Annotated in this window: 6 protein-coding genes; 5 read left to right on the top strand and 1 reads right to left on the bottom strand. The window is 76.1% G+C overall.

The window, feature by feature from the left end:
• Nucleotides 1–29: 29 nt before the first annotated feature.
• Entirely contained in the window at nt 30–1,271 is a 1,242-nt protein-coding gene (locus tag KUM32_RS34030; RefSeq protein ID WP_217145783.1) for a S8 family serine peptidase, read from the bottom strand.
• Between the two features lie 101 nt (nt 1,272–1,372).
• On the opposite strand from KUM32_RS34030, the gene KUM32_RS34025 reads away from it, so the two are divergent.
• The 5 genes from KUM32_RS34025 (at nt 1,373) to KUM32_RS45095 (ending at nt 11,624) form a co-directional block, all read left to right on the top strand.
• Entirely contained in the window at nt 1,373–4,744 is a 3,372-nt protein-coding gene (locus KUM32_RS34025; RefSeq protein ID WP_217145782.1) for a right-handed parallel beta-helix repeat-containing protein, read from the top strand.
• A 282-nt stretch (nt 4,745–5,026) separates the two neighbouring features.
• Nucleotides 5,027–6,058 carry a sugar-binding transcriptional regulator gene (locus tag KUM32_RS34020; RefSeq protein WP_217145781.1) on the top strand — a complete coding sequence of 344 codons (1,032 nt, stop codon included), beginning with the start codon at nt 5,027–5,029 and terminating at the stop codon, nt 6,056–6,058.
• A 431-nt stretch (nt 6,059–6,489) separates the two neighbouring features.
• Complete coding sequence (locus tag KUM32_RS34015; RefSeq protein WP_217145780.1) at nt 6,490–7,371, top strand: type VII secretion system-associated protein; 882 nt, start codon at nt 6,490–6,492, stop codon at nt 7,369–7,371.
• On the top strand, nt 7,368–10,337 hold the full coding sequence (locus tag KUM32_RS34010; RefSeq protein ID WP_217145779.1) for a hypothetical protein: 2,970 nt from the start codon (nt 7,368–7,370) through the stop codon (nt 10,335–10,337). Before KUM32_RS34015 ends, KUM32_RS34010 begins: the two co-directional genes overlap by 4 nt.
• Nucleotides 10,338–10,421: 84 nt before the next feature.
• On the top strand, nt 10,422–11,624 hold the full coding sequence (locus tag KUM32_RS45095; protein ID WP_217145778.1) for a ricin-type beta-trefoil lectin domain protein: 1,203 nt from the start codon (nt 10,422–10,424) through the stop codon (nt 11,622–11,624).
• Nucleotides 11,625–11,681: the final 57 nt, after the last annotated feature.

The following is an 11,681-nucleotide window of genomic DNA, read 5'->3' as shown; positions in this document are numbered from 1 at the left end:
CGCGCGGTGGCCGGTGCCCGGGACCTCACTCACGACGGGGGCGCGGCGCTGCCGGTCCGGCGGCCCGGCGGCAGCCAGCCCCTGGCCCGGCCGCGGGGTATCACCACCGCCGCCCAGCCCACCAGCAGGACGAGTCCGGTCACGGCGCCGGCGGCGGCGAGGGCACGGTGACGGGGCGTCGGATCGGCGGCGGCGGGCAGCCGCGCGGGCGGGGCCCCGGCGGACTCGGCCCCGCGGTCGTCCGCGTCCCGCACGAGGGTCAGCGCCGCGGTGGGATCGAGCCGCGGCGGGTCCGCCGGATAGGCGGTCTCCAGGAGCCGCCGGCGGACCGCCGCACCACTCAGCGCGGGCCGGCGGGCCCGGACCAGCGCGGCGGCGCCGGCCACCTCGGCCGCGGCCAGCGAGGCGCCGGACCCGATGTAGTGGCCCGAGCCGCGCGGACCGACGCTGACCATGCCGCTGCCCGGTGCCGCCAGGTCCGGTTCCCAGGCGGCCGGAGCGCTCTCCTGCCGGGTGCCGCCGGCACCGAAGTCGACCACGGCCAGGGCACCGGGCGCGGCGGCCGGCCAGTAAGGGCCGGTGGGCTGCTCCCCCTCCGGGCCGAGTTCCTCGTCCGGTACGGCGTCGGGGGCCGCGGGCGCGACCACCAGCGCGCCCCGGTCGGCCGCGTGGGCGACGGCGTCGGTCAGCTCCTCCCGGCCCGTGCGCAGGGCATGGCCCACGTAGATGACCCGGGCCCCGCTGTCGGCGGCCGTGCGGATCGCGTCCGCGACGAGCGTGGCGTCGGGCACCCCGCGGTCGTCGGTGCCGCGCAGGGCGAGCACGTCCGCTTCCGGTGCGACGCCGACGACGCCGCTGCCCTTGCGCTCGGCGGCGGCGATGAGGCCGGCCGCGAAGGTGCCGTGCCCGACGCAGTCGTCGCCCGCTCCGGCGACCGCCGTCACCCTGCCCGCCAGGGCGGGGGCGTCCGGGGAGACACCGGTGTCGACCACCGCCACCGTCACCCCGGCGCCCCGGGTGACGCGCTGGGCGGTGGACAGCCCGAGGGTCGTCTGCGACCAGACGGCGCCGGTCGCGGTGGTCCGCGACGCGCCGGTGCAGGGCCGTCCGTCGCCCAGGCGGACCGGCAGTGGCGGCAGGAGGGTGGTGCCCGGGTCCTGGCTTCGGACCCCGGCGCCCGGTGCCGCGGCGGCGGGCACCGCGGTGACCGTGAGCAGCACGGCGGCGGCCACCGCACAGGACGTATGACGATATGTCAGGAAAAGTGCCATGTGCAGCATCATACGCGTGGCGCGCACCCCGTCTCCCGTCAACTCGACTGACAAGCAACCGAGTTGAGTCATTCACACCAGCACCAGGAGGTCTGAGGCACGTGTCACGGCAACTACTCATGGTCGGCTCGCACCGGCCGGACGGACTCCGGACGATCGGTGAGGCCCTGGCGCAGGCCCGCACCGGCGCGGTCATCCGGGTCCACCCCGGCCGGTACGCGGAGAACCTCGTCATCAGGAACCGGGTGACGATCGTCGCCGAGGGCGATCCGGGCGCGGTCGAGATCTGTCCCGGCTCGGGCAGCGCCGTCACGCTCCTGGCGGACGCCGTGATGCTCAGCGGTGTGACCCTGCGCGGCCGCGACAAGGAACTCGCGGTCGTCGACATCCCGACCGGGCAGGTGGCCCTGGACTCCTGCACCGTGGTGGGCGCGGGGTGGACGGCGCTCCTGGCCCGCGCGAAGGGCTCCCTCGCCGCGCGCGGCAGCCGGGTCTCCAACCCAGGGGGCGCCGGGTTCGTGGACACCTCCGAGGCGGAGAGCGTCGTGGAGGACTGCGGGTTCGAGAACTTCGGCACCTCGGCGGTGGTGATCGGCGAGAACGGCCGGCCGCTGATCCGCGACTGCCGCATCCGCGGTGCGCGGGCCAACGGCGTCCTGGCCACCGGGGAGGCCACCGGCACCGTCGAGAACTGCGACATCTCGGGTACCGACAAGCCCGGTATCGCCCTGGAGGGGCACAGCTCCACCCAAGTGGTCCGGACCACCGTGCACCACACATCGGTCGGGCTGCTGGTGACCAGCGTGGCCCGGCCCGAGATCCAGGACTGCGTCTTCGAGTCGCTCGCGGAGAACGCCGTCGTCGTCACCGGCGGCGCCGACCCGGCGCTGCACCGCTGCGTCACCCGGCGCACGAAGCTGAGCGGCCTGCTGGTCATGGACCGTTCGCGGGGCACCTACGAGGGCTGCGAGTTCCTGCGCGCCGAGGGCTCCGCCGTCCGCGTCCTGGAGGGCAGTTCACCCCTGCTGCGGGACACGACGGTGCGGGACTGCTCCGACCCGGCCGCCGCCGTGCTGGTGGCGGACGACTCCACCGCCGAGTTCGACCGCCTGAGCGTCTCGGGGGCGGCCGCGACGGGCGTCCTCGTCCGTGCCCTCGCCGACCCCCTGCTGCGCCACGCGCGGATCACCGGCTCCGGCGGACACGGCGTGGAGGTCACCGGCGACGGCCGGGGCCGGCTGGAACACTGCGAGATCGAGGCGGCGGCCGGAGCCGGCCTGAAGATCGACGACTACGCCGCTCCGGAGATCCACGACACGGTGGTGCGCGGTGCCGGACAGACCGGCGTACTGGTCGGCGAGCACGGTCAGGCCGTCCTGCGGGACTGCGCCGTCGAAGGCAGCGCCGACGCGGGCGTGAGCGTGGGACGCGACGCCGAGGTGACCCTGGAACGGGTCCGGGTGAGCGGGGCGAGGGCCCACGGCGTCCAGGTGCTCGCCGGGGGCCGGGGGGCGCTCACCGACTGCGAGGTGACGGGGAGCACCGGGGACGGGGTCCGGGTGGACAGCGCCGAGACCGTCTCCGTCCTGCGCTGCGTGGTGCGCGACAACCGCGGTGCGGGCCTGCGGCAGGCGGTGGCGGATGCCGGGCTCGCCGTCGATGCCCTCACCAGCTCCGACAACGGCGACCCGGACGCCTGGGGCGAGGACGCCGGTGCGCCGGCCGCCTCCGGCGCGGCGGGCCGGGCGGGGCCGGGGTCCGACGAGGGACCCCTGGCGGCGCTGCGGTCCCTGATCGGGCTGGACAACGTGAAGCACCAGGTGGAGACGCTGGTCAACCTCAACCAGCTCGCCGAGCGCCGCCGCGGGCTCGGGATGCCCGTCGCCTCGATGAGCCGGCACCTGATCTTCGCCGGCCCGCCGGGCACCGGCAAGACGACCGTCGCCCGGCTGTACGGCAGCATCCTGGCCGAACTGGGCGTGCTGCGCTCGGGTCACCTGGTCGAGGTGTCACGCGCGGATCTGGTCGCCCAGGTCATCGGCGGTACGGCCATCAAGACGACCGAGGCGTTCAACCGGGCCCTGGGCGGCGTGCTGTTCATCGACGAGGCCTACACCCTGACTCCCGAGGGCGGCGCCTCCAACGACTTCGGCCGCGAGGCCGTCGACACCCTGCTGAAGCTGATGGAGGACCACCGCGACGACGTGGTCGTGGTCGCGGCCGGCTACTCCGAGGAGATGGAGCAGTTCCTGTCGGCCAACCCGGGCCTGGCCTCGCGCTTCACCCGCACCATCGGCTTCACCAACTACACGGTGGACGAACTCGTCACCATCACCGAGCACATGTGCGCGCAGCACCGCTACGAACTCGGGCCCCTGACCCGGGAGGCACTGGTGCTGCGCTTCGAGGGCATGACCCGCGACGCCGCCTTCGGCAACGGCCGCGCGGCCCGCGCGGTCTTCGAGGAGATGGTCGACCGGCAGGCCTTCCGCCTCGCGACCGCCGCGGACCCCGGCGAGCGGGACCTGGTCCTGCTGCTGCCCGCGGACGTCGGGGACAGGGAGGCGGCCACCGTCGGCGGCGACGGCGCGCCGGCCACGGACGACGACGGCGACGGCGACCCGATGGCCGAGCTGACCGCCATGGTGGGGCTGGAGTCCGTCAAGCACGAGGTGACCGACCTGGTCAGCCTGCTGTCCAACGCACGCCAGCGGATCGCAGCCGGACTGCCGAGTCCCCGCATCAGTCACCATCTGGTCTTCACCGGGCCGCCCGGCACCGGCAAGACGACCGTGGCCCGGCTGTACGCCAGGCTCCTGCATTCCTTGGGCGTGCTGCCCGGCTCCCGCCTGGTGGAGGTGGCGCGGGCCGATCTGGTGGGCCAGTACATCGGGCACACCGCGCAGCGCACCAAGGAGGTGTTCACCAGCGCGCTGGGCGGTGTGCTGTTCATCGACGAGGCGTACACCCTGACACCCGAGGGCGGAGCCGCCAACGACTTCGGCCGCGAAGCCGTCGACACCCTGCTGAAGCTGATGGAGGACCACCGCGACGAGGTCGTCGTCATCGTGGCGGGCTACACCGAGGAGATGGAGCGGTTCCTCGCCTCCAACCCCGGGCTCTCCTCCCGGTTCTCCAAGTTCGTCACCTTCGAGGACTACACCACGGAGCAGCTCGTCACGATCGTCTCGCGGCACGCCGCGACGTCCGGGTACACCTGCGGCACCGACACCCTTGCCGCACTGCGCGCCCACGTGGACGCGCTGCCCAGGGACCGCTCCTTCGGCAACGCCCGGCTGGCGCGGCAACTGCTGGAGACGATGATGACCCGGCAGGCCCGGCGACTCGCCGCGGTCGGCTCACCGAGCGTCGAGCAGCTCACCGCACTGCTGCCCGAGGACCTGCCCGCGACGGACGGTGGCCGGGTGCGCCCGCGTCCCGCGCCGGCAGCGGAAATACCGGTCGCGCGGTGAACCGGGGCGCCGTGCGGTCCGTTCTGCGCACAGATCGCTTTCTCCGTGAACCGTTTCCCGACCGAGGCAAGGAGCGCCGTGTTGCCAGCACCGAAGGCGGCGGTGACCGTACTGACCGGTCCCCGTCCCCTGCCCCCCGTACCGGCGGACCGGTCGGCCCCGCCACCCGGGGCCGGTCCGGGACGGGCCCGGACCCCGTACGCCCGGGTCTCCGCCGGACCGGTGCTCCACGGCGGCTCGCCACGGCAGGACGCGGCCCGGACGGACAGGAGGACGGACGGCATGGCACAGGACCAGGACACCGGCACGGCAGCGCCGCCCGTGGACATCCTGCTCGCCGCCACCGTCGCCCGGCGGTTCTACCTGGCTCAGCAGTCGAAGGTCGAGATCGCCAGGGCCATGGGCATCAGCCGGTTCAAGGTGGCCCGGCTGCTCGACGCGGCCGTCGCCCACCGCATCGTCCGCATCGACATCAGCGTCCCGGCGCAGATCGACACGGCCCTCTCCCGGCGGATGCGGGAGCGGTTCGCGCTGCGCCACGCGGTGGTCGTCGATCTGGCGCACGAGGGCACACACGCCGAAACGGCGCCCGTCCTGCCGTGGCTCGCGGAGGCGGGCGCCCGGCTGGTCACCGAACTCGCCCGGGAGGGCGATGTGATCGGCCTGGCGTGCGGCCCGGTGACCGACGCGCTCACCGCGGCCGTCGACCGGCTGCCCCCGTGCGAGGTGGTCCAGCTGGCGGGCACCGTGGCGCCCGACCCGTTCGGCGAGGACGCCGTGGCACCGGTGCGCCGGCTGGCCGCGGCGGCGGACGGCAGGGCCTTCACCCTCCACACGCCCCTGGTGCTGCCCAACCCGCTGACGGCGTCCATCCTGGCCCGTCAGCCGTCGATCGCCGACACCCTCCGGCAGTTCGGCCGGGTGACCCGGGCCGTCGTCCCGGTCGGCGGGTGGGAGACGGGCGGCTCCGCCCTGTACGACGCGTCGGCACCGGACGAACGCTCGGAGTACCACGCCCGCGGGGCCCGCGCGGAGATCTGCGGCCTGGTGCTCGACGAGAACGGCCGTACGGTGCCCACGGACATGGACGACCGCATGATCTGCGTCGACGCCGACACCCTGCGCGCCGTCCCGGAGGTGATCGGCGTCACCGGCGGCGCGGGCACGCACACGGCGCTGCGGGCGGCACTGCGGTCCGGCTGCCTGAGCGGGATCGTCACCGACGCGGAGACGGCCGCGCAGGTCCTGCGCTCCTCCGGGGCCCGGCCGGACGGCACCGCACCGCAGCCGGGAGCCCGGCCGCCTGCTCGGTGACGCCCCGTCAGGTCGGCTTCGACGGCCCGTCCCGTCAAGGCAGTCGGCCCCGTGGGCGCAGGTGTCACCGCCCCCGTCGCGCACGGAGTCGGCGTGACGCCAGGGTGAGGCGGCAGGGTCACTCGGTCCCGGGGCCCAGGCGGAACGACGCCCGGCCCGGCGGCGGTCCGCCCCGGACGGCACTCCAGGGGCGGAGCGGCACCGGACCCGCATTCCCGCTCTTCCCCGTGGACACCGGCCCGGCACCCCCGGGTCGCCCCACGGTTCCGCCCTCCGCACGGCCGTCGTGGCACCCGTACGGCCCCTCCCTCCGCACGGCCGTCGTGGCACCGTACGGCCCCTCCCTCCGCCGCTGTGACGCGTGCGGAGGCGGCCCGCCGTCGGCTCTCGTGACGGACCGGCACCGCGTACCCATCCGATCGAGGACAGTGATGACCGAACAGAGCCCTGACGAGACGACCGCCGAAGAGGCGCCCGTGCCCGCGGCCCTGGCCTCCGGCGCCGCGCCCGGCGACGAACCCGCCCAGGACGGCGGCGACGCCGGCGGTGAACCGGTGGCCGGCCCGCCGGGTGAGGACGGTCCGCCCGTACCGGACGAGATCCGTGAGGCGGGCCGGCTCGCCCCGGACCACTGGCTGGGCATGGTGGACCCGACCTGGACCGGTGACGGCGAGCCCCCCGAGTGGGCCACGGTCGGCCGGTGGCGGTCGGGACTCGACGGTGAGATCGAGGAGTGGCAGGACAACCCCGGGTACCGTCCCTCGCCGCGTGCCCTGGGCTGGCCCGAGCCGGAGGACGAGGTCGACGCCGCGGTGCAGCTCGCGGCGACCGGCTACGGACCCGGCGAGGCCGTCGCGCAGGCTCTCACCGGCCGCGAGGTGGCCGTCCTGACCAGTCCGGCGGGCACCCCGGTGACCGCCACCACCCCCGAGGGCGAGCCCGTCGTCCCCCTGTTCACCTCTCCGGTGTTCCTGCACACCGCCGGTCGCTTCGCCTTCGACCTGGTCCGCGTCGACGACCTGCTTCCGCAGGTCCCCGAGGGACACGCGCTGTACCTGAACCCGTCCGGACCGGTCAGCATGACCCTGGACCCGCAGGCCCTGCGCGAGGCCGCCGACGCGGCGGGCACCGGGGAAGCCGCGGCGCCCGCCGGGGCCGACGGCGGGCCGGCGGCGCACCGGATCGCCACCGCCGGTTCGGACGCCCCCGGCGCGGGCACTTCCGGGACGGACGCCCCCGGCGTGCCGGAAGCGGCGGAGCAGGAGGCCCAGGACGGCGGTTCCACGGCGGCACCCGGCGGGTCGCAGGGGTGAAGCGCTGGTCATCCGCCCGCACGCGCCGGCGCGGGGGTGCCGGCCCCGGCGCGGACGGGGCCGGACCGCCGCCGTCCGCCGTCCCGCTCGTCGAGGACGTGGACGGGCTGCTGCTGCTGCGCTCCTCCGAGGACGACTCCCTGAGCCTGGCGGGCCTGGCCGAGGTGGCGCGTGCGGTGGGCGTGGAGCAGGACACCGTCACCGTGCTGGTCGGCACGCCCGACGACGGCCCGTCCGGGCGCGGTGTCTGGACCCGGCTCGGAACGCTCCTGGACTCGCTGCGGAACAAGGGCACACGGCAGGTGCGGCTGGTCATGCCCGGAGCCGGGGACGACCGGCCGGAACGCACCAGCGTGGCCCGCCGGATCGCCGACGCCTGGCAACTGGACGTCATCGCGCCCGACGGCCCCGTCCTGATCACGCCGGGCGGCACGCTGTTCGTGGACGGCGAGAGCCCGGCCGCCGGCGCCTGGTGGCACTTCCCGCCCGGCGACCGGCCCCGCAAACTGGGCCCGCGGGCTCCCGCACCCGGTTGGCAGGCCGCGCTGGGCCGGCTTCCGGCGCGGACGGACGGCGGGTGCCTGGTGGAACAGATACCCACCGGTGTGCTGATCCGTCCCGCGCAGTCCCCGCGGCCGGACCCGCTCCACCTCTGCTTCGCGATACCCATGGACGCCGTACGGCCCACGGTGGTGGTCGGTGTGCCCCGGGCCGAGGACGTCTCGGCCGACGAGGTGGCCGCCGTCCTCGGCGCGCTGCCCGCCGCGCAACGTGCCGCCGCGCGGCTGGCCCCCGGCGGCCGGCGGGACGCGCTGCGGCTGGCCCAGTCGGTGGCCGACATGCTCGCCGCCGAGGTGGAAGTACTCACCGGCGTACCGCTGTTGCCCGAGCACCCGGACGGACAGGCGGGCGTCAGGCCGACCGTGGTGGGCTCGGACGGGAAGCCGGGCTGGCAGCCGTTCGTCGGCGCCGTCGCCTGCCGCCCGGCCGGCCCGGACGGGCAGCCGCCCCCGCTGCGGGTGGTGGAGGGGCATCCGCTGCCCCTGGGCCGCCCGGGTAAGGGGACCGTGTCCCTGACGGAGCGGTGGAACGCCACCGCGACCAGGGCGGGGCTGGTCGTGTGGGACAGCGGGGGGCCGCCCCCGCCCCTGGCCGAACTGGCCGTGGACCCGGACACGTGCACGGTCGAACTGGGGCTTCCGGGACAGCCGGTGGACGACTCGATCCTCCCGGCGCTGACCCGGCTGCTCATCGCGTTCGGGCCGCGGGCCGCGGCGCGCGTCACGCTTCTGGTGCGGGGCAGACTCCTCGGTCATGAGAGCGGACTGCGCCGCCTCGCGGCCCAGCACGCCGTCCCCGGCATCCGTTACGTCACCTCCCCCGGCGCCCGCGGCACGGCAGGGCGGGACGGGGCGACCCCACGGACCGCGCCGGTGCGCCGCGGCGAGGGCGGGCCCCGGACCGGCCCGGCGCCCGTCCCCCGGCCGCCGTCCGCGAAGACGGAGACGCGGCCCGAGGACGCCGCCCGCGCCGGCGGTCGCGTCCGCGCGGGGACCGCGGATCACCGCGCGTCGGAGCGGGCCGGGGCGCCGCGTACGAGCGGTGCCGCTCCGTCGCACGAAACGTTGCTCGACGTGCTCTCGGGGGCCGGCTCCCGGCCCGGTACCGGCGGAGGTGACGAGCTGTATCCCCGCGTGGCCCCTTCCACCGCCTCCTCGGAGGGCACCGGACAGGACCCGGCACCCGCGTCCCGGCCACGGACCACCGCGGCCCTCGACGCGGCGGGCCACCGGCCCGCCGGACCGCCGGAGACGAGGCCGCGGCCGTCGGACCCGGAGGAGGAACGTCCTCGCGACGAGCCGGCCGAGCGGACGGCCGGGCCGTCCGCGACGGCCCTGCGCCCCGGCGGCGACGAGGCGTCCGGCCGCACCGGCCGGGAGCGGCCGCCGGCCGGACCGCCCGCGGGGCCGACGGTACCGTCCCGGGACACGGACGCCGAGGAGCCGCCCGCCGGAGCCGCCTCGTCCGGCCCGGGAGCCTCCGGCACGGCCACCGTCCCGTCCGGTCCCGGCACCACCGCCGCCCCGCGCCCCGCCGGCACGGAGGTGTCCGGCGGTACGTCCCCGGGCACCCCGGACCGGGCACCGGCCGCCCCGAGCGAACAGCCGGCACCCCGGCCGGCGCGGATACCGGCCGGCGCGGCGCCGGCCCTGCTGCCGGGCCATGTGAGCAGCGACGGGGAACGGACGGCCCTGCGCGACCTGGTCACCGAATGGGAGCGGCACGCCGCCGCCGTGGCCCGCGTACTCACCCGGATGCCGGCCCTGCGCGGCCAGCAGATGGAAGCGGCGCGGACCGACCTGGTGGCCGCGCACGTGTACCTCACGGCGACGGAGGGCCCGCTCAGCCACCGCGCACTGCTCCGGGACCTGCGCACGGGCGAGGGCAGGCTGTCCGCCTACGCCGCCTGTCTGGCGTCGGCGCTGCGCAGGCTTCCCTCCTATCGCGGGGTGGCCCTGCGCGGCGCGGTGGCCGAGGGGGGCGGGGAGCCGCCCGAGGTGGGCCGGCTGCTCCAGGACCCGGGCCCGATCAGCGCCCTGGCCGCCACCGGCCCGCTGCCCGGCGGACCTCCCGTGGCCTACGCCGTCTGGTCCGTCACCGGACGGAAGGTGCGGCAGCTCCTGGACCGCGCGGACGGTGCTCAGGAATGCCCGGACGAGATCGTCTTCGCGCCCGGCAGCGGGTTCCGCGTGCTGGGCACGCGGGACGTGGCCGGCTCCACCACCGTCCTGCTGCGCGAACTCCCGCCCACCACGACGGCGTACGTGGACGAGGTGACGGAGCTGAGCCAACTCGACCGCAAGGCGTTGTCCCGGCTCGAGGAGGCGCTGACGGGTCCGCTCCCCGTGGAGCAGGGCCAGACCTGGCCGGAGCGCTGTACCGGCCATGTGGGAGCGGAGGCGTGACCCGCCGTCCGTCCCCCGGCCCGCCGGCCCCTGCTGCGGGGGCCGACGGGCGACCGAACGACCGACCTAGCCACAGGAGAACAAGTGTCACGACGTCAGACACGGTCCCCCGACCCGTCGTCACCGCAGGTGGCGGCCGGCCGCGGGGTCCCCGAGGCGGACGTTCGCCGGGCCGTCGCCATGCCCGCCGCCCCGGCGGATCCCGGCGCCGCCCTGGCCCCGTCAGGTGGCGCGGCGACCGCCCCGGCGGAGTCCGGGCGGCCCGACGAGCGGCAGCCGGAAGCCGCCGTGCCGGTCCGCCCGGCCGCCTCGTCGCCCGCCCGTGCGGGCGGGGTGGCCTCGTTGCTGGGCCGCCGGGCCGGCCGGTCGGAGAGCGCCCCGGCCGCCGAGGGCGGTACGCGGGCCCGCGCGGCGGACACGGCGGAGACCGAGGCCATGCCGGTGACGGCCTCGGCGGCCGCTGCCACCACCGCTGCCGGGAGCGACCGGGAGGACGACGGCGACGGTTTCCGCGGGGGCAACCCCAAGAAGCCGTTGCTGGCCGCGGCCGGCCTGGCCGGTGTGGTCCTGATCGGGATGCCGCTGCTGATCCTGGCCACGGACGACGACGAGAAGAAGAGCAGCACGGTGTCGGTGGGGCAGACCACGCCCCGGCCCGACGAGGGCGTCGTGGAGGTCCCGCAGGGCGACTACGCGCCGCAGGAGCCGTCCGAGGAGCCCTCGGCCGAGGGCGAGGAGTCCGCGACACCGGAAGCGGCACGGAAGAAGGACCAAGCGGGGGCCGGGGACGCCAAGGCCACCGCGAAGGCGTCCCCTTCCGCCGAGCCGTCGCCCGAGACGCGCAAGCCCTCCTCGAAGAAGGTGACGGTGCTGAAGCGGGAGACGAGCGCCCCGACCTCCAAGGCTCCCTCGGTGCGCACGTTCACGCTGGTGAGTTCCGACACCGGCAAGTGCCTGACCGGCAGCGCCACGGCCGCGACCCAGCTCGTGGTCCGGGCGTGCGACGGTTCCGCGGCCCAGCAGTGGAAGTTCGCCAACGACGGGACGATCCGCACGAAGGGCATGTGCCTGGACCTCTACGACGGGACCAAGTCCACCGAGGCGAAAGTCGAGGTGTGGCCGTGCAACGGTGAGGCGTGGCAGCAGTTCCAGCTCAACGCCGCGGGCGAGCTGGTCTCCACGTACTCCGGGCACTGCCTGGACGTATGGCACGGCAAGTCCGACGGCACCAAGGTCACGACCTGGCTCTGCAACGGTCAGCCCAACCAGCGCTGGAGCCGCGCCTGACGCGCTGCCCCGGCCCGGACGGCCGGCGCCCGCCGCGAGGTCACCCCGCGGCGGGCG

The organism is Streptomyces sp. AC627_RSS907 (genome assembly GCF_019049165.1).
Note: the sequence above shows the minus strand (reverse complement) of the source record. Positions and strands in the feature narration are given on the sequence as shown.